This is a genomic window from Acidovorax sp. 107 (assembly GCF_003058055.1).
In the GTDB taxonomy this organism is placed as follows: Bacteria; Pseudomonadota; Gammaproteobacteria; order Burkholderiales; family Burkholderiaceae_C; genus Acidovorax.
This window is the reverse complement of record NZ_QBTZ01000001.1, coordinates 3,171,993-3,195,450: the sequence shown is the minus strand read 5'-3', so window position 1 is coordinate 3,195,450 and position 23,458 is coordinate 3,171,993. Positions and strand designations below refer to the sequence as shown.

At 65.8% G+C, this 23,458-nt stretch carries 20 protein-coding genes and 1 riboswitch; of the genes, 13 read left to right on the top strand and 7 right to left on the bottom strand.

Annotated elements, in window-relative coordinates; all coding sequences use genetic code 11:
* Positions 1 to 25: 25 nt before the first annotated feature.
* The 3 genes from gyrB to dnaA all read right to left on the bottom strand — a co-directional run bounded on the left by gyrB (position 26) and on the right by dnaA (position 5,507).
* Positions 26 to 2,641, bottom strand: coding sequence for a DNA topoisomerase (ATP-hydrolyzing) subunit B (gene gyrB / locus C8C99_RS14880; protein ID WP_108626142.1), 2,616 nt, complete (start codon positions 2,639 to 2,641; stop codon positions 26 to 28).
* A 155-nt stretch (positions 2,642 to 2,796) separates the two neighbouring features.
* The gene (gene dnaN, locus C8C99_RS14875) at positions 2,797 to 3,915 is read right to left on the bottom strand and encodes a DNA polymerase III subunit beta (protein ID WP_108626141.1); all 1,119 of its coding nucleotides are present in this window, start codon (positions 3,913 to 3,915) and stop codon (positions 2,797 to 2,799) included.
* A 167-nt stretch (positions 3,916 to 4,082) separates the two neighbouring features.
* Positions 4,083 to 5,507 (bottom strand): chromosomal replication initiator protein DnaA, encoded by a 1,425-nt coding sequence (gene dnaA, locus C8C99_RS14870; protein ID WP_056642088.1) that lies wholly within the window; start codon positions 5,505 to 5,507, stop codon positions 4,083 to 4,085.
* 430 nt (positions 5,508 to 5,937) lie between these two features.
* Here dnaA and rpmH point away from each other — a divergent pair, with 430 nt between their 5' ends.
* The 7 genes from rpmH to C8C99_RS14835 all read left to right on the top strand — a co-directional run bounded on the left by rpmH (position 5,938) and on the right by C8C99_RS14835 (position 11,816).
* On the top strand, positions 5,938 to 6,072 hold the full coding sequence (rpmH, locus tag C8C99_RS14865; protein WP_005798102.1) for a 50S ribosomal protein L34: 135 nt from the start codon (positions 5,938 to 5,940) through the stop codon (positions 6,070 to 6,072).
* A gap of 73 nt (positions 6,073 to 6,145) precedes the next feature.
* A complete protein-coding gene (locus C8C99_RS14860; RefSeq protein ID WP_056642090.1) occupies positions 6,146 to 6,664 on the top strand; it encodes a ribonuclease P protein component in 519 nt (172 codons plus the stop codon).
* On the top strand, positions 6,661 to 6,954 hold the full coding sequence (yidD, locus tag C8C99_RS14855) for a membrane protein insertion efficiency factor YidD (RefSeq protein ID WP_082576826.1): 294 nt from the start codon (positions 6,661 to 6,663) through the stop codon (positions 6,952 to 6,954). Before C8C99_RS14860 ends, yidD begins: the two co-directional genes overlap by 4 nt.
* On the top strand, positions 6,951 to 8,657 hold the full coding sequence (gene yidC, locus C8C99_RS14850; RefSeq protein ID WP_056642093.1) for a membrane protein insertase YidC: 1,707 nt from the start codon (positions 6,951 to 6,953) through the stop codon (positions 8,655 to 8,657). Before yidD ends, yidC begins: the two co-directional genes overlap by 4 nt.
* Positions 8,658 to 8,748: 91 nt before the next feature.
* The gene (mnmE, locus tag C8C99_RS14845) at positions 8,749 to 10,170 is read left to right on the top strand and encodes a tRNA uridine-5-carboxymethylaminomethyl(34) synthesis GTPase MnmE (protein ID WP_056642096.1); all 1,422 of its coding nucleotides are present in this window, start codon (positions 8,749 to 8,751) and stop codon (positions 10,168 to 10,170) included.
* A gap of 81 nt (positions 10,171 to 10,251) precedes the next feature.
* The gene (locus C8C99_RS14840; protein WP_043565827.1) at positions 10,252 to 10,743 is read left to right on the top strand and encodes a Crp/Fnr family transcriptional regulator; all 492 of its coding nucleotides are present in this window, start codon (positions 10,252 to 10,254) and stop codon (positions 10,741 to 10,743) included.
* 110 nt (positions 10,744 to 10,853) lie between these two features.
* On the top strand, positions 10,854 to 11,816 hold the full coding sequence (locus tag C8C99_RS14835; protein ID WP_056642099.1) for a hypothetical protein: 963 nt from the start codon (positions 10,854 to 10,856) through the stop codon (positions 11,814 to 11,816).
* Between the two features lie 59 nt (positions 11,817 to 11,875).
* Here the strand turns inward: C8C99_RS14835 and C8C99_RS14830 are convergent, their stop codons facing one another.
* Positions 11,876 to 12,430 carry an adenine phosphoribosyltransferase gene (locus C8C99_RS14830; protein WP_056642102.1) on the bottom strand — a complete coding sequence of 185 codons (555 nt, stop codon included), beginning with the start codon at positions 12,428 to 12,430 and terminating at the stop codon, positions 11,876 to 11,878.
* A 219-nt stretch (positions 12,431 to 12,649) separates the two neighbouring features.
* Between C8C99_RS14830 and C8C99_RS14825 the strand changes: the two genes are divergently transcribed.
* Positions 12,650 to 15,703, top strand: a complete 3,054-nt coding sequence (locus C8C99_RS14825; RefSeq protein WP_108626140.1) for an EAL domain-containing protein — start codon at positions 12,650 to 12,652, stop codon at positions 15,701 to 15,703.
* Between the two features lie 114 nt (positions 15,704 to 15,817).
* Here C8C99_RS14825 and C8C99_RS14820 read toward each other — a convergent pair whose 3' ends face one another.
* Positions 15,818 to 17,803, bottom strand: coding sequence for a monovalent cation:proton antiporter family protein (locus tag C8C99_RS14820; protein WP_056642108.1), 1,986 nt, complete (start codon positions 17,801 to 17,803; stop codon positions 15,818 to 15,820).
* Positions 17,804 to 18,015: 212 nt separating this feature from the next.
* Here C8C99_RS14820 and C8C99_RS14815 point away from each other — a divergent pair, with 212 nt between their 5' ends.
* Genes C8C99_RS14815 through C8C99_RS14800 form a run of 4 tightly spaced genes read left to right on the top strand, consistent with a single transcriptional unit; the run spans position 18,016 to position 21,026 of the window.
* Positions 18,016 to 19,017 carry an SIS domain-containing protein gene (locus C8C99_RS14815; RefSeq protein WP_108626139.1) on the top strand — a complete coding sequence of 334 codons (1,002 nt, stop codon included), beginning with the start codon at positions 18,016 to 18,018 and terminating at the stop codon, positions 19,015 to 19,017.
* Between the two features lie 2 nt (positions 19,018 to 19,019).
* The gene (locus tag C8C99_RS14810) at positions 19,020 to 19,589 is read left to right on the top strand and encodes an HAD family hydrolase (RefSeq protein ID WP_056642114.1); all 570 of its coding nucleotides are present in this window, start codon (positions 19,020 to 19,022) and stop codon (positions 19,587 to 19,589) included.
* Positions 19,586 to 20,206 carry an LPS export ABC transporter periplasmic protein LptC gene (lptC, locus tag C8C99_RS14805; protein WP_056642116.1) on the top strand — a complete coding sequence of 207 codons (621 nt, stop codon included), beginning with the start codon at positions 19,586 to 19,588 and terminating at the stop codon, positions 20,204 to 20,206. Before C8C99_RS14810 ends, lptC begins: the two co-directional genes overlap by 4 nt.
* A 37-nt stretch (positions 20,207 to 20,243) precedes the next feature.
* Positions 20,244 to 21,026 (top strand): SDR family oxidoreductase, encoded by a 783-nt coding sequence (locus tag C8C99_RS14800; RefSeq protein ID WP_056642120.1) that lies wholly within the window; start codon positions 20,244 to 20,246, stop codon positions 21,024 to 21,026.
* 116 nt (positions 21,027 to 21,142) lie between these two features.
* Here the strand turns inward: C8C99_RS14800 and C8C99_RS14795 are convergent, their stop codons facing one another.
* Positions 21,143 to 21,700: an RNA-binding protein gene (locus C8C99_RS14795; protein WP_056642122.1), complete on the bottom strand. Its 558-nt coding sequence runs from the start codon at positions 21,698 to 21,700 to the stop codon at positions 21,143 to 21,145.
* Positions 21,701 to 21,971: 271 nt separating this feature from the next.
* Positions 21,972 to 22,349: an RNA-binding protein gene (locus C8C99_RS14790; protein WP_056642126.1), complete on the bottom strand. Its 378-nt coding sequence runs from the start codon at positions 22,347 to 22,349 to the stop codon at positions 21,972 to 21,974.
* Between the two features lie 245 nt (positions 22,350 to 22,594).
* Positions 22,595 to 22,780: riboswitch (yybP-ykoY riboswitch) on the top strand.
* A 16-nt stretch (positions 22,781 to 22,796) separates the two neighbouring features.
* On the opposite strand from C8C99_RS14790, the gene C8C99_RS14785 reads away from it, so the two are divergent.
* Complete coding sequence (locus C8C99_RS14785; protein ID WP_056642129.1) at positions 22,797 to 23,363, top strand: TMEM165/GDT1 family protein; 567 nt, start codon at positions 22,797 to 22,799, stop codon at positions 23,361 to 23,363.
* Positions 23,364 to 23,458 lie beyond the last annotated feature (95 nt).

Below are 23,458 nucleotides of genomic sequence, written 5' to 3'. Positions count from 1 at the left end.
ATTAATTCACTACAACTTGGCTGGCTTACACGTCGATATTGCCCGCCCGCAAAGCGTTGGTTTCGATGAAATCCCGGCGCGGCTCCACCTCATCCCCCATCAGCATCGTGAAGACGCGGTCTGCTTCGATCGCGTCGTCGATCTGCACGCGCAGCAGGCGGCGCACGTTGGGGTCCATCGTGGTTTCCCACAGTTGCTCGGGGTTCATTTCGCCCAGGCCCTTGTAGCGCTGGCGGCTGGTGGTGCGTTCGGCTTCGACAATCAGCCACTTCATGGCCTGGCGGAAGTCGCTGACCTTTTCTTCCTTCTGCTTCTCGCCTTCGCCGCGCATCGCCTTGGCGCCTTCGGCCAGCAGGCCGCGGAAGGTTTCGGCGGCTTCGGCCAGGGCGGCGTAGTCGGCGCCGTGCACGAAGTCCTGCGTGATCACGCTGCTCTTGATGTTGCCGTGGTGGCGGCGGCTGATGCGCAGCAGCGGCTTGTCGGTGCGGGCGTCGAATTCGCCGGCCACTTCGGCCGGCGCGCCGGTGGTGTTCAGCTCGCGCAGCTTGGTCTGCAGGGCCACGGCGCTGGCCTCGGCCTCGGCCACGGTGTCGAGCTTCAGCGTCACGCCGTCGGCCACGGCGCGCAGGGCTTCCGCGTCCATGAAGTTGCTCAGGCGGTCGATCACGCTCTCGGCCACCTGGTGCTTGCGTGCCAGCTCGCCCAAGGTCTCGCCGGTCAGCACCTGCGGGTTGGCGCCGCCGGTGCTCACGCTGGCATGGTTCAGCGCAATGCGCAGCAGGAAGCCGTCGAGCGCGGGCGCGTCCTTCAGGTACAGCTCTTCCTTGCCGGCCTTGACCTTGTACAGCGGTGGCTGTGCGATGTAGATGTGGCCGCGCTCGACCAGTTCGGGCATCTGGCGGTAGAAGAAGGTGAGCAGCAGGGTGCGGATGTGGGCGCCGTCCACGTCGGCGTCGGTCATGATGATGATGCGGTGGTAGCGCAACTTGGCCACATCAAAGTCGTCGCCGCCAGTGGTGCCACCGGCCTTGCCGATGCCGGTGCCCAGGGCGGTGATCAGCGTGAGAATTTCGTTGCTGGTCAGCAGCTTTTCGTAGCGGGCCTTTTCCACGTTCAGGATCTTGCCGCGCAGGGGCAGGATGGCCTGGAACTTGCGGTCGCGGCCCTGTTTGGCGGAGCCGCCGGCGGAGTCACCCTCGACGATGTAGATCTCGCACATCGCCGGGTCTTTTTCCTGGCAGTCGGCCAGTTTGCCGGGCAGGCCCATACCGTCGAGCACGCCTTTACGGCGGGTCATTTCGCGGGCCTTGCGGGCGGCTTCGCGGGCGCGGGCGGCCTCCACGATCTTGCCGCAGATGATCTTGGCGTCGGCGGGCTTTTCCTGCAGGTAGTCGGTCAGCAGCTTGCCCACGATGTCTTCCACGGGGGCGCGCACTTCGCTCGACACCAGCTTGTCCTTGGTCTGGCTGCTGAACTTGGGCTCGGGCACCTTCACGCTGAGCACGCAGCACAGGCCTTCGCGCATGTCGTCGCCGGTGACTTCAACCTTGGCTTTCTTGGCCAGCTCGTTTTCTTCGATGTACTTGTTGATGACGCGGGTCATCGCGGCGCGCAGGCCGGTCAGGTGGGTGCCGCCGTCACGCTGGGGGATGTTGTTGGTGAAGCACAGCACCTGCTCTGTGTACGCGCTGTTCCACTGCATGGCCACTTCCACGCCGATATGCGTGCCGGGGATGCCGCCGTACGTTTCGGCCGGGCGCTCGCCTGCGGCGTAGAACGAGGTGGGGTGCAGAACGGTCTTGCCCTTGTTGATGAACTCGACAAAGCCGCGCACGCCGCCCGCGCCCGAGAAGTCGTCTTCCTTGCCGCTGCGCTCGTCCTTCAAGCGAATGCGCACGCCGTTGTTCAGGAACGAGAGTTCGCGCAGGCGCTTGGCCAGGATCTCGTAGTGGAAGTCGTTGTTCTCTTTGAAGATCTCGGTGTCGGGCAGGAAGTGCACTTCGGTGCCGCGCTTTTCGGTCTCGCCGGTCACCTTCATGGGGCTGACTTCAAAGCCGTCCACGGTGTCGAGCAGGCGGTCTTGTACGAAGCCGCGTGCAAATTCGATCTGGTGCACCTTGCCTTCGCGGCGCACGGTCAGGCGCAGCCATTTGCTCAATGCGTTCACGCAGCTCACGCCCACGCCGTGCAGGCCGCCGGAGACCTTGTAGCTGTTCTGGTTGAACTTGCCGCCCGCGTGCAGTTCGGTCAGCGCGATCTCGGCAGCACTGCGCTTGGGCTCGTGCTTGTCGTCCATCTTCACGCCGGTGGGGATGCCGCGGCCGTTGTCGGTGACGCTGATGGAGTTGTCGGTGTGGATGGTGACGACGATGTCGTCGCAGTGGCCCGCCAGGGCTTCGTCGATGGAGTTGTCCACCACCTCGAACACCAGGTGGTGCAGGCCGGTGCCGTCGCTCGTGTCGCCGATGTACATGCCGGGGCGCTTGCGCACGGCCTCCAGGCCTTCGAGGATGGTGATGGCGCCTTCGCCGTAGCTTTCGCTGGCGCCGGCCTGGTTGGTGTCGATCTTGTTGACGGTGGGCTCCACATGGCCGGAGACGCCGGAGGATTCGGGCTCGGAAGGAATGTTGTCAACGGTCATGGTGGGCCTTGGGATCCGTGGAAACCGGGGTTTCCAATGTGTTCAATGGTCAAATTGGGCGCAAGCGCATATTGAATATGCGCTTGCAGCTATCAATACAGTAGCGTTTACAGTACGTTAAGGCGACTGTGGGACAGGGCTGGCGTCACGCTGCCTCAGATGCGCATGGGCATCACGACGTACTTGAAGCTGTCGTTCTCGGGGATGGTCAGCAGCGCAGAGCTGTTGCCGTCCGACAATTCCACCTTCACCATGTCCTGGCCCATGTTGGCCAGGGCGTCGATGAGGTAGGTCACGTTGAAGCCGATCTCGATGGTGTCGCCACCGTAGTCGATGTCGAGCTCGTCCACGGCTTCTTCCTGCTCGGCGTTGTTGGACGCCACCCGCAGGGTGCCGGGCTCCAGGTTCAGGCGCACGCCCTTGAACTTGTCGCTGGTCATGATGGCCGTGCGCTGCAGGCTGGCCAGCAGGGGGGCGCGGCCCAGGGTCACGCTGTTGTGGTGGTTCTTGGGGATGACGCGGTTGTAGTCAGGGAACTTGCCTTCGACCAGCTTGGTGACGAACTCCATGCCGCCAAAGGTGAACTTGGCCTGGTTGTTGGCGAACTGCATCTCGATGTGGGGCTGGTTCTCGCCACCGGCATCAGACAGCAGGCGCTGCAACTCGATCACGGTCTTGCGCGGCAGGATGACTTCCTGCTTGGGCACTTCCACATCCAGCGTGGCGCTGGCAAAGGCCAGGCGGTGGCCGTCGGTGGCGACCAGGCTCAGTGTCTTGCCCTCGGCCACGAACAGGATGCCGTTCAGGTAGTAGCGGATGTCTTGCACGGCCATCGCAAACGACACCTGGCCCAGCAAGTCCTTGAGCGTTTTTTGTGGCACGGCGAACACGGGGCCGAAGGCTGCAGACTCTTGCACCAGCGGGAAGTCTTCGGCGGGCAGGCTCTGCAGTGTGAAGCGGCTCTTGCCACCCTTGAGGATGAGCTTGGACTGGGCGGATTCGAGGCTCACGGTCTGGTCACCGGGCATGGTGCGCAGGATGTCGATGAGCTTGCGCGCGCCCACGGTGGTGGTGAAGTCGCCGGTGTCGCCGCCCAGTTCGGCCGTGGTGCGGATCTGGATTTCGAGGTCGCTGGTCGTCAGCTGCAGGGCATTGCCTGTCTTGCGGATCAGCACATTGGCCAGGATGGGCAGCGTGTGGCGGCGCTCCACGATGCCAGCCACGGACTGCAGTACCGCGAGAACCTTGTCTTGTGTTGCCTTCAGGACGATCATGTCATCAACCTCTTGTGGATTTTCTAAACCGGTGCGTCGGCAGCGGCACGGGTGGTGCCCCCCCTGCTGCCCAATCCGTCATTTTGCCCTGTAAGCGGCTGTTCGCCTTCTTGGAGGCGCAATGAACAAGTTCTTACAGATACCAGCCTCATGGAGCGCATGGGGCATCAGCCTTTCAGCGTCTGCTCCAGCACGTGCAACTGCTGGTTCAGCTCAGTCAGCTGTTGGCGCTCGCCCGAAATCTTTCGCACGGCATGCAGCACGGTCGTGTGGTCGCGTCCGCCAAACAATTCTCCGATCTCGGGAAGGCTCTTTTGCGTCAGCTCCTTGGCCAGGTACATCGCAATCTGGCGCGGGCGGGCAATGCTGGCTGGGCGCTTCTTGCTGTACATGTCGGCGACCTTGATCTTGTAATAGTCGGCCACCGTCTTCTGAATGTTTTCCACACTGATCTGCCGGTTCTGGATGGACAGCAGGTCGCGCAGCGCCTCGCGGGCTAGCTGGATCGAAATCTCTTTCTGGTTGAAGCGCGAGTACGCCAGGATCTTGCGCAGCGCGCCTTCTAGCTCGCGCACGTTGGAGCGCACGTTCTTGGCCACGAAGAAGGCGACTTCCTCGGGCATCTCGGTGCCCTCCACGCGCGCCTTGTTGATCAGGATGGCCACGCGCATTTCCAGCTCGGGCGGCTCGATGGCCACTGTCAGGCCGGAATCGAAGCGCGAGACCAGCCGCTCGTGGATGTTGGCCAGACCCTTCGGATACGTGTCCGACGTCATCACGATGTGCGACTTCTTGGCCAGCAGGGCTTCAAACGCGTTGAAGAATTCTTCCTGCGTGCGGTCCTTGTTGGCGAAGAACTGCACATCGTCGATGAGCAGCAGGTCGAGCGAGTGGTAGCGCTCCTTGAACTCGTCGAAGGTGCGGCGCTGGTAGGCCTTAACCACATCCGACACGAACTGTTCGGCATGGATGTAGAGAACTTTGGCGTCGGGCTTGTCCTGCAGCAGGCGGTTGCCCACAGCGTGCACCAAGTGGGTCTTGCCCAGGCCCACGCCGCCATAGATGAACAACGGGTTGTACAGGTGGCCAGGCATGCCCGCCACGTGCATGGCCGCCGAGCGCGCCATGCGGTTGGCTGTGCCCTCCACCAGGGTCTCGAACGTGAGGGCGGCGTTGAGGCGGTTGCGGAACGCACCCGCCGTGGCTTCATCGTTGCTGCTGGAAGGGGATTCGGCGGGCGCTGCGGAGCTGGCGGGCTCCTGCGACGTGGGGCGCACATAAGTGCGGGCAACAGATTCCCGCTGAGCGAGCGCTAACTCCAGCGTGACTGGTTGGCCATACAGGCCTTCAAGCAGCGCGGCAATGCGGCCCGCGTATTGAGCGCGGATCCAGTCGAGCTTGAAGCGGTTGCCCACGAGCAGCGTGACTTTGGAGAAGTCTTCGGCCACCTGGGCCACCAGGGGCTTGATCCAGGTGTTGAATTGTTGTTCTGGCAGGTCTTGTGCCAGTTGCTCAACGCAGGCTTGCCACAGGCCCTGACCGGCATCTGAGCCGGGCGAATTGGGGGAGCTGCGGGTGGGTTCCTCGGTCATTTCTGGGGAATTCTTATTGTGGATAGGAGGAACGGGGTGAGGCGGTGGATTGTAGCTTGTCAAGGAGTTATCCACAATTTGATGGCGGCTGTCGTCCGGGGGAATCCGGGGTTGCCATGGAGGGCAGAAACGGTCGCGGAGCCGCACGCTGCTGCGTGACGCCCTCTTGTACACAGAGGCCCATCGAGGGCAGCGCCCGGGGTTCCAGTGCTCGCTGATAAAGGCCCGCTCACCGAAAGGCATTGCCAGCCAGCCACAAGCCTGCGATAATTTTGGGTTTCCCTGAATGTGTTCAGGGTGATTTGACCCGGCGCGCCGTTATTTCTGCCCCGTGGGTCTGCCGCCAAGGCGCCGTTTTTGCGGCGTGGCTGTGCAGATTGCAGGGGGTTCAAGAGCAGCAGTCCGGAACTGAACCTCAAGGAATAGCACCATGAAACGTACTTACCAGCCCTCCAAGACGCGCCGCGCGCGCACCCACGGTTTCCTCGTCCGCATGAAGACCCGCGGCGGCCGTGCCGTTATCAACGCACGCCGCGCCAAGGGCCGCAAGCGCCTGGCCGTCTAAGGCCGTTACGGTCTACGGCCTGCTCCCCGCCTGTTCCCGGTTTGTACCGCCAGGTTCCAAACGGGGCGCTTGCATGCACAGGCTAAAAACCCGGCCGCAGTTCCAGGCTGCCATGGCGGGAGGCACTGTCTCCCGCACGGCGCATTTTGCGTTGCACCGCTTGGTACTCGATGCCAATGGCGCTGCAGCTAGCCAAACCGCTGCTGTTGCACCCACAGGGCCCGGCTCCTTGCAGCACACGCAAGGGCCGCAGGCCCTGTTTGTCGTTCCTGGCGTCTGGCTGGGTGCCATGGTGCCCAAGCGCTGGGCGCGCCGCGCCGTGACGCGCAACGCTATCAAGCGGCAGATTTACACCGTGGGCGCCATGTTTGAGGCGCGTTTGCCGCAGGCCGCCCATGTGGTGCGCCTGCGTTCGGCGTTTGATCGCAAGCAGTTTGTGAGCGCCACGTCCGACCAGCTCAAGCAGGCGGTGCGCACGGAGCTGCTGCAGCTGTTCGGGTACGCCACCCGGCATGCGGGCGCTGCAGTGGCCTCAGCCACTCCAGCTGCCGCACCTGTGCCGCCGGTGGCAGAGCCGGTGACCGCCCCATGATGCAGCGCCTGCTGATCGGCGTGGTCAAAGGCTATCGGTTGTTCCTCAGCCCCTGGCTGGGCTCGGCCTGCCGCTTTGAGCCGACCTGCTCGGTCTATTCGCTGCAGGCGCTGGAGCAGCACGGCGCTCTGACAGGCAGTTATCTCACGGTGCGCAGGCTGGTACGCTGCCACCCTTGGTGTGACGGGGGCCACGATCCGGTCCCGCAAGATCTGCCGCGCAGCATGCGGCTTTTTTCGCGGCGTCATCCGTCCACCACCCAATCATCCTCACCAAAGAAGTCTTCATGAACGACATTCGCCGCACCATCCTGTGGGTGATTTTTGGCTTTTCCATGGTTTTGCTGTGGGACAAGTGGCAGTTGCACAACGGCAACAAGGCCACCTTTTTCCCCACCACGCCTGCAGTGACGGCGCCCGCTGCCGGTGCTGCTTCCAGCGCGACCGGGGCAGCCAGCGTGCCCGCCACCAGCGTGCCCGCAGCCACTGCGGTTGCTCAAGGCGCAGCAGCGGTGCCCGGCCAGCCGACGCCAGCGGCCGCGCCCGCCAAGCGTGAGCGCATCGAAGTCAAGACCGACCTGTACCGTCTGGTGTTCGACAGTGAAGGCGGCTCGCTCACGCAGGCCGAGCTGCTCAAGCACGCCGACATGACCGACAAGACCCGCAACTTCCTGCTGCTGGACGAGAGCGCGCAGCGCGTCTACGTGGCGCAGACGGGCCTGGTGGGCGGTACCTTCCCCACGCACAAGACGGCGATGACGGCCGTGCCCGGCCCGCGTGAACTCAAGGACGGGCAGGACGAGCTGAGCATCCGTTTCGAGTCGCCCGACCAAGGTGGCGTGAAGCTGGTCAAGACCTGGACCATCAAGCGCGGCGCCTATGACATCGCCGTCAAGCACGAGATCGTGAACACCGGTAGTGCTGCCGTGTCGCCCCAGCTGTACCTGCAGCTGGTGCGTGACGGCAACAAGCCGCCCGGCGAGTCCTCGTTCTACTCCACCTTCACGGGCCCAGCGGTCTTCACCGAAGCCAAGAAGTACCAGAAGATCGAGTTCAAGGACATCGAAAGCGGCAAGATCGACATCCCCAAGGACTCTGCCAATGGCTATGCAGCCATGGTCCAGCATTACTTCGCCACGGCCTGGCTGCTGGCGGATGGCGTGCAGCGCGAGCCCTTCGTTCGCAAGGTGGACACCAACCTGTACTCGGTGGGCATGCTGACCTCGCTGGGCACCATCGAGCCGGGCGCCACCAAGACCGTCGACGCGCGCCTGTTCGCCGGCCCGCAGGTCGAGACCATGATGGAAAAGCTGTACCCCGGCCTGGAACTGGTCAAGGACTACGGCTGGCTCACCATCCTGTCCAAGCCGCTGTACTGGCTGCTCGATCAGCTGCACAAACTCTTGAACAACTGGGGCTGGTCCATCGTGGCGCTGGTGCTGCTGCTGAAGATCGCTTTCTACTGGCTGAACGCCAAGGCCTACGCCAGCATGGCCAAGATGAAGGCCATCAACCCCAAGATCACGGAGATGCGTGAGCGCCTGAAGGACAAGCCTCAGCAGATGCAGCAGGAGATGATGCGCATCTACCGCGAGGAAAAGGTCAACCCCATGGGCGGCTGCTTCCCCATCATGATCCAGATCCCTGTGTTCATCGCGCTGTACTGGGTGCTGCTGTCCAGCGTCGAGATGCGCAATGCGCCCTGGATCGGCTGGATCCACGACCTCTCCGCGCCGGATCCATTCTTCATCCTGCCCCTGCTGATGACGGCCAGCTCGCTGCTGCAGACGGCCCTGAACCCCGCGCCGCCAGACCCGATGCAGGCCAAGATGATGTGGTTCATGCCGCTGATCTTCAGCGTGATGTTCTTCTTCTTCCCGGCCGGCCTGGTGCTGTACTGGCTGACGAACAACATTCTGTCGATTGCGCAGCAGTGGATCATCAACACCCGCATGGGCGTGCCACCGCAGTTCAATCTGCCCAAGTTCAAGTGATGCCGCAGCGGCAACGCTGACATCCACGAACTGACCCCCCAAAGGCCGCGCAAGCGGCCTTTTTTCCGTCCACCTTGTAAAGTCCCTGCCCATGCTCGCCCGCCACCACGACCCCATCGTTGCCATCGCCACTGCCCCCGGCCGTGGGGCCGTCGGCATCGTGCGGGTGTCGGGCAAAGGGCTGGAGGCCCTGGTGCAGGCGCTGTGCGGTCGCACCCTCAAGCCCCGCGAGGCCACCTACCTGCCCTTTCGCGACGCGCAGGGCCAGGCCATCGACCAGGGGTTGGCGTTGTACTTCCCCGGCCCGCACAGCTACACCGGCGAGGATGTGCTGGAGCTGCAGGCCCACGGTGGCCCCGTGGTGCTGCAGCTGCTGCTGGCGCGCTGCCTGGAGGCGGGCACCGCCACGGACCCGGCCACCGGCCAGCCCTGCCTGTCGGGCCTGCGCGTGGCCCAGCCCGGGGAGTTCACCGAACGCGCCTTCCTCAACGACAAGATCGACCTCGCCCAGGCCGAGGCGATTGCCGACCTGATCGACGCCAGCACCGAGGCCGCAGCCCGCAGCGCCAGCCGCTCGCTGACGGGCGCGTTCTCCGCAGAAATCCACAGCTTGCGCGATGCGCTCATCCACCTGCGCATGCTGGTGGAGGCCACGCTGGACTTCCCTGAAGAAGAAATCGACTTCCTGCGCAAGGCCGATGCGCATGGGCAGCTATCGAACTTGCAGCAAACCCTGGCCTCGGTGATGCAGCGCGCGCGCCAGGGGGCGCTGCTGCGCGAGGGCATCAAGGTGGTCATCGCCGGGCAGCCCAATGCTGGCAAAAGCTCCCTGCTCAATGCGCTGGCGGGGGCCGAGCTGGCCATCGTCACGCCCATCGCAGGCACCACGCGCGACAAGGTGCAGCAGACCATCCAGATCGAGGGGGTGCCCCTGCACATCATCGACACCGCCGGCCTGCGCGACAGCAGCGACGAGGTCGAGCGCATCGGCATCGCCCGCGCCTGGGACGAGATCGCGGGGGCAGACGCCGTGCTGTTCCTGCACGACTTGTCGCGGCAGAATGCTCCTGAATATGTAGCTGCCGACGCAGATATCGAAAGCGCCTTGGGGCAAAAACTGCCCAAGAACATTCCCGTGATCGATGTCTGGAACAAGCTGGACTGCGCGGCGGGTGTTGCCTCCTCCGTCAGCGCCGGGCGCCCGGCGGTGCACCTGTCGGCCCGCACCGGTCAGGGGCTGGACGGCTTGCGGAGGCTGCTGCTGGACGTGGCGGGCTGGCAGTCGGCGCCCGAGGGCATCTACATCGCCCGCGCGCGGCACGTGCAGGCGCTGCAGGCGGTGTCGTCACACCTGCAGGAGGCCGCTGACCAGCTGCAGGCCCAGGGCCCGGCGCTGGACCTGCTGGCCGAGGAACTGCGGCTGGCGCAGAACGCGCTGAGCGCCATCACCGGCGAGTTCACCTCGGACGACCTGCTCGGGGTGATCTTCTCCAGCTTCTGCATCGGCAAATAGCGACCGTTGGTCGCCCTATCTTGTAAACGGACGTAAACAGCGCTTGTGTCCGATCTGTAACAGGGTTACTTTCGGCGGACCATGAATGTTCCCATGCCCGTTGCCTCCAAGGTGGACCTCAAAGGTCTGATCGACGCCATTGCCCAGACCACGGCGGAGGACAGCATGACCAACCCGCTGACGGCAGCCCAGTGGGAGGTGCTGTCGTCCTACCTGCTGCCCGTGGTGCTGCCCGCAGGGCAGGTGCTGTTCAGCCAGGGTGCCACGGACCGCACGCTGTATCTGGTCGAAAGTGGCAGCCTGAGCGTGCACTACCAGGACGAAAAAGAGCGCTTGCGCCTGGCGATTGTGGGCGCGGGGTCGGTAGTGGGTGAAGGCGCTTTCTTCTCGCACCGCGCGCGCAGCGCCACCGTGCAGGCCAGCGCTCCTTGCAAACTCTGGAGCCTCACGGCCATCCGCTTCACCGAGCTGACCAACCGCCAGCCTGCCATTGCCCTGGGCCTGGCCATGGCGGCAGGGGCCGTGCTGGCCAAGCGCCTGGGCAATCGCCGCCGCCGCGTTGCGGCCACCTGACAGGCTGCCCCCGTCGGGGGTTCCCTTGGGCTTCTTCCATCTTCTGCAGGGGGATGGCGCGGTACACTCGATTTGGATTTTGTCCGGGCACCATCCGAAGAAAGCAAGCCATGTCCCTGTTCAGCTGGTTCAGCCGCAAACCCGCCCCCGCCAAGCCCCGCGCAGCGGCCGAGCCCTCCGGCCTGTTCAACGCCGACGCCACCGTGCCCCTGCAAACCGGGCGCCAGGGCAAGCCGCTGGTGGAACCCCAGCCGCCTGAGCACGCCGCCAACCGCAAGAACGAGCGCATGGAGCGCCGCGAGCTGCTCTACACGGTGGTGCGCGACGCCATGGTGCGCGCTGGCGTGCTGTCGGCCAGCTACAAATTCAAGGTGCTGTCGCTTGACCAGCGCGGCCGCCAGTTCCTGGTGATGATGGACTTGGCCCGCGAATACGGCGGCGAGACGGTGCGTCTGAGCGAGATCGAGGCGCTCATCGCCCAGACGGCCAAGACCCGCTACGACATCCTGGTGACGGCCGTGTACTGGCGCATCAACGACCACGTGGCGGTGGGTATTCCACAAAAGGGCGTGGCGCCCCAAGGCGCGGCGCTGCCGTTGCAGGCGGTATCCACGGCGGTGCGCCGTCCGCCAGCAGCAGCGGCCACTGCCCCTGCGCCCCTGGCTCCATCGCCTGCCCCGTTGGCTGGCGCACGCCCCGCTGCGACCGCTCCTGCTCCACTGACCCCTTCTGCGCCTGCTCCGGCCCCGCTGGCGGCGCGCCGTCCGCTCGCCGCGGTATCGGCCCCTGCGCCTCTGGTGCCCGCATCCGCACCACTGGCCGCCGCACGGCCCCCATCTTCTGCCCGCTTTGAACCCATCGAGGCCGACGAGGTGGCCGCTTTCAAGCGCGCGCTGGCCAATGCGGCGGGGTCATCGGCTGCCCCGGCGGCGGCTGCCAGACCGGGCGTGCCTGTGCGCTCCGGCCCACTGCTGCCGCCGTCGCAGCCCACAGGTTTTGAGGACACCGAGATGCCTGGTGCCGACGGCCAGGCCCCCGATCTGAGCAGCACCCAGTACGGTGAACTCAACTAGGGATGAGACAGGGGCGTGCTGGGCGTGGCCGGGCTTGCGTCCCCAAGTCGTCCGCAGTATCAGTGGCCTGCAAAGTCCACCAGCGTGAACAGCGGCAGGCCTGATTCGCGCAGCCGCTGTGAGCCGCCGAGCTCGGGCAGGTCCACGATGGCGGCGCCCTCAGTGACCGTGGCACCCAGCTTTTCCAGCAGCTTCTTGCCAGCCATCATGGTCCCGCCGGTGGCGATCAGGTCGTCGATCAGCAGCACGCGGTCACCGGCCTTCACGGCGTCGGTGTGCAGCTCCACCGTGGCGCTGCCGTATTCCAGTTCATAGGTTTCCTCCACCGTGGTGAAAGGCAGCTTGCCTTTCTTGCGGATGGGCACAAAACCCACGTTCAGCTCGTAGGCCACCACAGCCCCCAGGATGAAGCCCCGCGCGTCCAGGCCTGCCACCACGTCGGGGCGCAGCGCCTTGTCCATGTAGCGGTGCACGAACGCGTCGATCAGCACGCGGAACACTTTCGGGTCCTGCAGCAGGGGCGTGATGTCGCGGAACTGCACGCCGGGCGCGGGCCAGTCGGGGACGGTGCGGATGTGCTGGCGAAGGTACTGGTTGACGCTGAGGGGCTGCATGGGTGGGTGTGGGAGTGATGACGGGGGGAAGGCCCGGGCAGGGGCCTGCGCCTGTGCGCACGCCCAGGGCTGGCCGGCGGCGCGAAGCTCGGAAAGTGCGAGAGTGTAAACAGCCCGCGCGCCGGACACGCGAACCCGCACCAGACGCCATAATGTGTTTCACTGGCGTTACAAACTGCGCGCCGCCTGCGGCGCCCCAACCTCCCCGACGATCGGCCCATGCCCATCTCCGTTCTGCTGATCGAGAGTGATCACTCCCACGCGAAGGCAGTGGCGGGGGCGCTGGCAGACCCCTGGTCGGGTTGGCGCGTGGATGTGGTGGAGTCGATCAGCGAGGCGCGCGAGCAATTGCTGCGCCACCGCCCCGACATCGTGCTGGCCGCCCAGCGCACCATGGACGGCTCGGCGTTTGACCTGCTGCAGCTGCTCGACGGCGTTCCGGCCATCATCATCGTGCGCATGGGGGCCGAGACCCACGCGGCGCAGGCCATGCGCCACGGGTTTGACGATTTCACCGTGCAGGACCCGGCGCTGGACTACCTGCTCACCCTGCCCGCGCAGATCGAGGCGGTGCTCGAGCGCAGCTCCAGCGCGCGCGCCCGCCGCGCGGCCGAGGCCATGCTCGCACGCCAGCACCGGCTGCTGCAAGCCATCTCGCGCGCCCAGGGCATGTTCATAGCCAGCTCGGGCCCCCGTGCAGCGTTTGAGGTGCTGCTGAGCGAGCTGATGACCCTGACCCAGAGCGCGTTCGGCTTGGTGGGGCAGGTGCAGCGCGCCGACGATGGGCACCCCTATCTGCGGGTGCACGCGATGACCGACATCAGCTGGGACGAGGCCTCGCGCCAGCGCTACGCCGAGCATGCCGAGGACGGCATGGTGTTCGACAACCTGCACTCGCTGGTGGGCGCTGCGCTGGTGACGGGCGAGCCGGTCCTCAGCAACGAGGCCAGCCACGACCCGCGCAGCGCGGGCACACCGCCTGGTCACCCCACGCTGCACACCTACCTGGGCTTGCCCATTCACGCGGCGGGCGAGCTGGTGGCCATGGTGGGCCTGGCCAACCGCAGCGGCGGCTACACCCATGCCGATGTGCAGTTTCTGCAGCCCTTGCTGAGCACGATCGGCCAGCTGGAGACCGCCCGCCGCGCCGCGCTGGCCCGCAGCCATGTGGAGGCCGAACTGGCCCGCACCAGCGCGCTGCTGGCCGAGAAGACCGGTGCCCTCGAAGGCACGCTGGCCAACATCTCCCAGGGCATCACCAACGTCGACGCCGAGGGGCGCATCCGCGTCTACAACCAGCGCTACCTGGAGCTGCTGGACCTGCCCGAGAGCCTGCTGGCCACGCAGCCCCTGGTGGAAGAGGTGGTGCGCTTTCAGACTGAGCGGGGCGACTTCGGTCCCAATTTCCAGCTCATCGAGCCCATGGCGCGCAAATATGTGGCCTCGGAGTACGCGGCCCACGGCAACCAGTTGCCTTTGCCTGACAGCTATGTGCGGCGCACGCCCAAGGGCCGCTACATCGAGGTGCGCACCCGTGCCCTGGAGCCCGGCGGGCGCGTGCGCACCTTCACCGATGTCACCGACTACCTGAGCACGCTGGAGGCCTTGCGCCAGAGCGAGGCGCGCTGGCGCAGCCTGACGGACCTGTCGTCCGACTGGTACTGGGAGCAGGACGACCAGTTCCGCTTTGTGCGGCTGGACGGCAACCCGTACCACACCGAGGGCGTGCCGGATGACATGCACTATGGCCTGACCCGCTGGGAGCTGCCTGACACCTTCGCCACGGAAGGGCAATGGCGCGCGCACCGCGAGCAGCTGGAGGCGCACCAGGTCTTTCACGACTTCGAGATGCAGCGCCTGTCCCAGGATGGCAAACCCGTGTGGGTGTCGATCAGCGGCGAGCCCATCTTTGACGAAGAGGGCCGCTTTACCGGCTACCGGGGCGTGGCGCGCGACATCACCGAGCGCAAGCTGGCCGAGGCCGAGATCCAGCGCCTGGCGTTCTACGACGAACTCACCGGCCTGCCCAACCGCCGCCTGCTCATGGACCGGCTGGAGCGTGCGGTGGCCACCACCCACCGTGAAGGCCGGCACGGTGCGCTGCTGTTCCTGGACCTGGACAATTTCAAGGGCATCAACGACACCATGGGCCACGAGTGGGGCGACCGCCTGCTGGTGCAGGTGGCCGCACGCATCGGGGCCTGCGTGCGAGCCACCGACACCGTGGCGCGGCTGGGTGGTGACGAGTTTGTGGTCGTGGTGCAGGGCCTGCACGGCCAGGAGGTCGAAGCCGCCGCCGAGGCCGAGGCCGTGGCCCAGAAGGTGCTGGTGGCGCTGAACCAGCCTTACGTGGTGGACGGCTGCGACATGCACAGCACCCCCAGCATCGGCATTGCGTTGTTCCAGGACGCGCAGCAGCCCGTGCAGGAGCTGCTCAAGCGCGCCGATCTGGCCATGTACCAGGCCAAGGCGCAGGGGCGCAATACCCTGTGCTTTTTCGACCCCGCCATGCAGGCCGCCGCATCGGCGCGCTCAGCGCTGGAGGGGGACATCCGCTTGGGGTTGGCGCGCAACGAATTTTTGCTGCACTACCAGCCGGTGGTGGACGCCACCGGCCACCTGCTGGGGGCCGAGGCGCTGGTGCGCTGGCAACACCCGCAGCGCGGCATGGTCTCGCCCGCCGACTTCATCCCGCTGGCCGAGCAGACCGGGCTCATCCTGCCCCTGGGCCGCCAGGTGCTGGCCCTGGCCTGCCGCCAGCTGGCCCAGTGGGCCACCGCCCCGGCGACGGCTGCGTGGACGCTGGCCGTCAACGTGAGTGCGCAGGAGTTCCGCCAGCCCGATTTTGTGGAGCAGGTGCTGGCCGCGCTGCGCGATGCGGCCGCCAACCCGCGCCTGCTCAAGCTCGAACTGACCGAAAGCCTGCTGCTGCACGACGTGGAGGACAGCATCCTCAAGATGCAGGCGCTGCGCACGCTGGGGGTGGGTTTTTCGCTCGACGACTTTGGCACCGGTTACTCATCGCTCAGCTACCTCAAGCGTCTGCCGCTGGACCAGCTCAAGATCGACCAGAGCTTTGTACGCGACGTGCTCACCGACCCCAACGATGCCACCATCGCCTGCACCATCATCACGCTGGCCCGCAGCCTGGGCCTGGACGTGGTGGCCGAGGGGGTAGAGACCGAAGGGCAGCGCGCGTTCTTGCTGCGCAACGGCTGCCGCCAGTTCCAGGGCTACTTGTTCGGGCGGCCTGGGCCTGCGGAGTTGCTGTAGTTTGCTATTAAATATGTAGCTGATAGCGCATATTGCACTGGCGCTACAGGCACATTTCATTCAAATTTTGGGCCCGACCACCCGTTGAGTTACCAGCGGCGTGCCCCAGGCCGGTCAGCCTTTCAGCAGCTTGTCTTCCGCCAGCGCCAGCGCAGCCGGGTGGCCCGACAGCACCAGCGTGTCGCCTTCGGCCAGCAGGGCCTCGTCCACCGTCGCGCTCACATGGCCATTGCCGCGCCGCAGGTTGACCACGCGCACGCCCATGGCCGGCAGCGCCAGCTGGCCCAGGCTACGGCCCAGCGCGGTGGAGCCCGGGGGCAGGTTGATGGTAGACAGGCGCTCCTGGTCGCGCTCGTTCACCGTGTCGTCATCGGCGCCGTGGAAGTAGCCGCGCAGCAAGTTGTAGCGCGCGTCGCGCTGGTCCTGCACCAGGCGCAGCACGCGGCGCATGGGCACGCCCACCAGGGCCAGGGCGTGGCTGGCGAGCATGAGCGAGCCCTCGATGGCCTCGGGCACCACCTCGGTCGCGCCCGCCTCCTGCAGCTTGTCCAGGTACAGATCGTCCTGCGTGCGCACCACCACCGGCACCTGCGGCGCGTGCGACCGGGCATTGGCCAGCACCTTCAGCGCGGCGGGTACGTCGATATAGGTCACGGCCACAGCGCTGGCGCGCACCAGGCCGGCCGCCATCAGCGCCTGCAGGCGCGTGGCGTCGCCATACACCACCGAGTCGCCCGCTGCCGCGGCCTGGCGCACACGGTCCGGGTCCAGGTCCAGCGCCATGTACGGGACGCCCTCGTGCTCCAGCATGCGCGCCAGGTTCTGTCCGCAGCGGCCGTAGCCGCAGATGATCACATGCTTGCTGGTGTTGATGGACTTGCGCGCGATGGTCGTCATCTGCAGCGACTGCTGCAGCCAGTCGCTGGCCACCAGCTTCATCACGATGCGGTTGCTGTACATGATGAGGAAGGGCGTGGCGAGCATCGAGAGCACCATGGCCGCGAGGATGGGGTTCATCAGCGCCGGTTGCACCAGCCCGTTGCTTTGCGTGAGCGACAGCAGCACAAAGCCGAACTCGCCCGCCTGCGCCAGGTACAGCCCGGTGCGCAGCGCCACACCGGTGGTCGCACCCATGCCGCGCGCCAGCACCAGGATGATCCCCAGCTTGAGCACCAGGGGCACCGTGAGCAGCATCAGCACCAGTGCCCAGCGGTCCACCAGGATGTGCCAGTCCAGCATCATCCCGATGGTGATGAAGAACAGGCCCAGCAGCACATCGTGAAAGGGCCGGATGTCCGTGCCCACCTGGTGGCGGTATTCGGTCTCGGACACCAGCACGCCCGCAATGAAGGCGCCCAGTGCCAGGCTCAGGCCCGCCAGCTCGGTCAGCCAAGCCAGGCCCAGCGTGATCAGCAGCAGGTTCAGCATGAACAGTTCGTCGCTCTTGCGCCGCGCGACCAGCGTGAGCCACCAGCGCATCAGCCGCTGCCCGCCGGTGAGAAGCAGGCCCACCAGCACCGTGGCCTTGATCAGCGCCCAACCCAGTGAGGTGAGCAGCTGGTCCGGCGACGACCCCAGCGCCGGAATCAGCACCAGCAGCGGCACCACGGCCAGGTCCTGGAACAGCAGGATGCCCATCACGCGCCGGCCGTGTTCGCTCTCCAGCTCGGCCCGTTCGGCCATGAGCTTGACCACGATGGCCGTGCTGCTCATGGCCATCACGCCCGACAGCGCCAGCGCCGTCTGCCAGCCCATGTCCCATACCCCGCCCACCCAGCGCGACAGCACCAGCGCCAGTCCGGACACGACGGCCATCGTCAGCACCACCTGCATCAGCCCCAGGCCAAACACCTGCTTGCGCATGGCGCGCAGCTTGGGCAGGCTGAATTCCAGCCCGATGGCAAACATCAGGAACACCACCCCAAACTCGCCCAGGTGGCGCACGCCTTCGGAGTTCTGCGCCAGCGCCAGCGCATGCGGCCCAATGAGCACCCCGGCGGCCAGGTAGCCCAGCATGGGCGGCAGCTTGAGGCTGCGGCATGCCACCACGCCCAGCACCGCGGCCAGCAGGTAAAGCAGTGTGAGGGCGAGAGAGGACATGGGTTCGATGCTATCCGAGGCTTGACTTGTGTAACACAGGATTCAATCAAGCCACTGGCTCGGACTGCAGGCGATTGCTGCATCCCAGTGCGCGCAAGTCTTGCAGCCTCGTGGGCCGGGCAAAGGCTTTGCTGCCCGGATGCACGGACCATGCCAGTGGACTTGGCCGACGCGGCGGCCCGGCCCGCATGCCCGGTCGATAGAATCCGTGCATGACTCCCGCCCCCGCCGCGCTGCCCCCTTTCGATGCTGATCAGGCCCTGCGCCTGGCCCGCGAGACCTTCCACATCGAGGCGGAAGCCCTGAACGGCCTCGCGGCCCGCGTGGATGGCGTGTTTGCCCAGGCGGTGCAGATGGTGCTGCAGGCCCGGGGCCGCGTGGTGGTGATGGGCATGGGCAAAAGCGGCCACGTGGGCCGCAAGATCGCCGCCACCCTGGCCTCCACCGGCACCCCCGCGTTTTTTGTGCACCCCGCCGAAGCCAGCCATGGCGACCTGGGCATGGTCACCGGCGACGACCTGGTGCTGGCCATCTCCAACAGCGGCGAAAGCGGCGAACTCACAGCCATCCTGCCGGTGCTGCGGCGCCTGGGCGCGCCCATGATCGCCATGACGGGCGGCCTGCAGTCCACCCTGGCGCGTTATGCCGACCTGGTGCTCGACTGCAGCGTGGCGCGCGAAGCCTGCCCGTTGAACCTGGCCCCCACCGCCAGCACCACGGCCCAGCTGGCCATGGGCGACGCGCTGGCCGTGGCCCTGCTGGACGCCCGGGGCTTTCGCCCTGAAGACTTTGCCCGCTCGCACCCTGGCGGTGCGCTGGGACGCAAGCTGCTCACCCATGTGAGCGACGTGATGCGTTCGGGCACTGAAGTGCCGCGTGTGGCCCCCGATGCCTCGTTCAGCGACCTCATGCGCGAGATGAGCGCCAAAGGCCTGGGCGCCTCGGCCATCGTCGATGCCGCCGGGCAGGTGCTGGGCATCTTCACCGACGGCGACCTGCGCCGCCGCATCGAGGCCGGGGCAGAACTGCGGTCCACCACCGCCGCCCAGGTCATGCATGCCAACCCGCGCCGCATTGCCCCCGACGCGCTGGCCGTGGATGCCGCCGAAATGATGGAGGCCCACGCCATCACCAGCGTGCTGGTGGTGGACGCTGCGGGTGCCCTGGTGGGCGTGGTCCACATCGGCGACCTGATGCGTGCGAAGGTGATCTGACGATGGCGCTGTCCCCGCAGACCTTTCCCTCTCCCGCCCTGCAGATCGACCCGGAGCTGCTGCTGCGCGCTCAGGGTGTGCGCGTGGCCTTCTTCGACGTGGACGGCGTGCTGACCGACGGCGGCCTGTACTTCAGCGAAGCGGGCGAGACGATCAAGCGCTTCAACACCCTGGACGGGCATGGTCTCAAGCTGCTGCAAAAGGCGGGCATCACCCCCGCTGTGATCACCGGCCGTGACTCTGCCCCGCTGCGCGTGCGCCTGAAGGCCCTGGGCGTAGAGCACGCGGTGTTCGGCACCGAAGACAAGCGCCCCGCCGCCGAACAAATCCTTGCCACCTTGGGCCTGACCTGGGCGCAGGCCGCTGCCATGGGCGACGACTGGCCCGACCTGCCTGTGATGCGCCGCAGCGCCTTCGCGTGTGCGCCCGCCAACGCCCAGACCGAGGTGCGCCATGCGGCCCATTTCGTCACCCAGGCGCGCGGGGGCGACGGTGCGGCGCGTGAGCTGTGCGACCTGCTGCTCGTGGCCACGGGCCGCTATGCGGCGCTGCTGGCGGACTACACCGCATGATCCGCGTGATCCGCCAGGGCTGGGACCAGCTCTCGATCTACCTGCCCGTGGTGCTGATGGGCCTGCTGGCCCTGGGCACCTGGTGGCTGGTGCGCAACGCGCCCATGCCGCAGTTGCCCGCCATCGACCGGCCCGTGCAGCATCAGCCAGACTATTTCATGAAGTCCTTCTCGGTGAAGACGTTCGACGCCACGGGCCGCCTGCAGAGCGAGGTGCAGGGCGATGAGGCGCGCCACTACCCCGACACCGACACGCTGGAGATCGACCAGGTCCGCATGCGCTCGGTCAGCCTCGATGGCCGCGTCACTGTAGCTACCGCCAACCGGGCCCTGAGCAACGCCGACGGGTCGGAGGTGCAGTTGTTCGGCAATGCCATCGTCACGCGCGAACCCTTGCCCGCCAAGCCCGGGGCAGCGGCGCAGCCCCGCATGGAGTTCCGGGGGGAGTTTCTGCATGCGTTCACCAACACCGAGCGGGTGCGCTCTGACCAGCCCGTCACGCTCACACGCGGCAACGACCGGTTCACCGCCGACGGCATGGATTACGACAACCTCGACCAAGTGCTGCAACTGCGCGGGCGGGTGCGCGGCATGATCCTGCCGGGCACCACTCGGTAGTCCCATCCCTGCCTTGTCGCCCACTGCCGGAACGTACATGACCACTCCCCTTGTCTTCATCACCGGCGCCTCCAGCGGCATTGGCCAGGCCTTGGCCCACCGCTACCACCGCGCAGGGTACCGCCTGGCACTGGTGGCGCGGCGCACTTCCGAGGTCAAAACATGGGCAAGTGCTCAAGGTATAAGCCCTGATAGCTATGAAATTTATAGTGCTGATGTGTCGGTGACTGACAGCATCGTGGCTGCGGGGCGTGACTGCATTGCGCGCCAGGGGGTGCCGGATGTGGTGATTGCCAACGCAGGCATCAGCGTGGGCATGGACACAGCCGTGCTGAGCGATATCGAGGTCATGGCTCGCACCTTTGCCACCAACAACATCGGCATGGCGGCCACGTTCCAGCCGTTTGTGGACGCCATGGTGCAGCGCGGCAGCGGCACCCTGGTGGGCATTGGCAGTGTGGCCGGCATCCGGGGCCTGCCCGGCCATGGCGCCTATTGCGCCAGCAAGGCGGCCGTCATCAGCTACTGCGAAAGCCTACGGGGTGAGTTGCGTCCCCACGGCGTGCGCGTGGTGACGGTGTCGCCGGGCTATATCGATACCCCCCTCACGCAACAGAACCGCTACAGCATGCCGTTTTTGATGCAGCCCGCCGATTTTGCCGACCGGGCGTTCCGCACCATTCAGGCAGGCGTGAGCTACCGGGTCATCCCCTGGCAAATGGGCGTGGTCGCCAAGCTGCTGCGCATGCTGCCCAACCCCCTGTTCGACAAGGTGCTGGCGGGCCGCCCGCGCAAGCGCCGTCAGACTGAAATGCAGTAAGGGCGGCGCCACGCTTGGCGCCTAAGGCGGAGGGGGCGACCAACTACTCCCTCGAAATCCGGCTGCCCATGAAAAAAGCCCCCGAAGGGGCCTTCTGACAGAAAGAACCGTGGGGTTCAGTAGCCGCCGTTGCCGCCGCCACCGTAGCCACCACCGCCGCCATTGCGGCCGCCGCCACCACCGTTGCGCGAGCCCGAACCGTACGGGCTGCGGAAACCACCTTCGCTGCGGCCACCGCCGCCGTAGCCCCCGCCACCGCCCTCCCGGCCACCGCCGTAACCACCACCGCCGCCGCCCTCGCGGCCACCACCGTAGCCACCGCCGCCTTCACGGCCGCCGCCATATCCGCCACCACCACCGCTGCGGCCACCGCCGCCGTAGCCGCCACCACCGCCGCCAAAACCACCGCTGCGGGGTGGGCGCGGTTCCATGGGACGGGCTTCGTTGACCACGATGCTGCGGCCACCCAGTGGCTGGCCGTTCATGCCGTTGATGGCGGCCTGGGCTTCTGCGTCGCTGCCCATCTCCACAAAGCCAAAGCCCTTAGAGCGACCCGTGTCGCGCTCCATCATGACCTTGGCGCTGGTCACGGCACCGAACTGGCCAAAGGCCTGTTCCAGATCACCGTCGCGCACCGAGTAAGGCAGGTTGCCGACGTACAGTTTGTTGCCCATCGAGGGACTCCTCAAAAACACATGGATAAAGCGATGGAGTCCCCAAAACGCAGCCAGCTAATCTCAATGACGCTCTCAGCGCGAAACTGACGGATCACCGCAAACTTGAAATGCGGGCCAAACCCGCCAGACCATTATGCGCCACACTTTTGCGGAAAAAGCAAGGGGCTTTGTACGCTGTGGTGCACATGCCGCGCCAGAACGCAAAAAGGAGCCCGAAGGCTCCTTTCTTTGCCGTCGGCAGACCCTGAGGACTGCCGATAAGGACTTTTTAGTAGCTGCTACGGCCACCGCCGTAACCGCCACCGCCGCCACCACCGTAGCCGCCGCCGCTACGGCCACCGCCGTAACCGCCGCCGCCATTGCCACCACCGAAGCCACCGCTACGGGGAGCGCGGGGCTCCATAGGACGGGCTTCGTTGACCACGAGGTCACGGCCACCGAAGTTTTGACCATGCACGCCTTGGATGGCGGCTTGGGCTTCAGCATCGCTGCCCATTTCGACAAAACCGAAACCCTTGGAGCGGCCGGTGTCACGTTCCATCATGACCTTGGCGCTGCCAACCGAGCCGTACTGGCTGAAGGTCTGTTGCAGATCTTCGTCGCGGAAAGAGTAGGGCAGGTTGCCCACGTAAAGTTTGTTGCCCATGAAGGACTCCTGAAAAAACACAAAAACGCGATGGAGCCCGACGCAATCAACAAACCTGTGACGACTTCAAAGACGCGAAACTGACCATTCACCGCTAAGCTAACTGCCCCTCTGCGAGCAGAAGAGCGAATCCATTATTAATCACTTTATGGGGCCCGTGGGGTTTTATTTCTGGGCAGATGGGCTCAAAACGCTGGGTTGGCGTGGTTTTTCGGTGAATTTCCGGGCAAACCATAAGGTAGAATCCGCCAGTCTTTGGGGAGTAGCCCGCCCGGCCGCGCAATGCGTCGGGGGCATGCGTCAACACACTTGGGTTCTTTGAAACCTATGGCGTATGCGGCTTTTGAGCTGGGCGAGACCATTGACTGCAAACCGATCCACATGGCCGGAGTCGGGGTGCAGTCAATGCGTTTTCCACCCATCCGGCCGGATAGGACCCCCTCCCCCATGGAAGCCTTCTTCATTTCCACCGCCATCGTCGCGCTCGCCGAGATGGGCGACAAGACGCAGCTGCTCGCGCTGGTGCTGGCAGCGCGTTTTCGCAAACCCTGGCCCATCGTGCTGGGCATCCTGGTCGCGACCCTGGTGAACCACGGCCTGGCCGGCGCGGTCGGTGCGTGGGTGACCACCTTCCTCGGCCCACAGGTATTGCGCTGGATCCTGGGTGCCTCGTTCATCGCCATGGCGATCTGGATGCTGATCCCCGACAAGCTGGACGAAGGCGAAGCCGACGGCTCCCCGCGCTGGGGCGTGTTTGGCACCACGGTGGTCGCGTTCTTCCTGGCCGAGATGGGCGACAAGACCCAGATCGCCACCGTCATGCTGGCCGCCAAATACAACGCCTACCTGTGGGTGGTGGCGGGCACCACGCTGGGCATGATGCTGGCCAATGCGCCGGTGGTCTGGCTGGGCGAGCGCATCACGCGCAAGGTGCCCATTCGCGCGGTGCACCTGGTGTCAGCCGTCATCTTCCTGGTGCTGGGGCTGCTGGCGATTTTTTCGTCGGCGGGTTGATCTGATCGATGCAACGGGCTGGGCGAGGCGACGCTGCTTTGGTATATTTGCCGAACGCGCCGATTTGCCACAGCTTGCGGGCGCTTTATAAATTC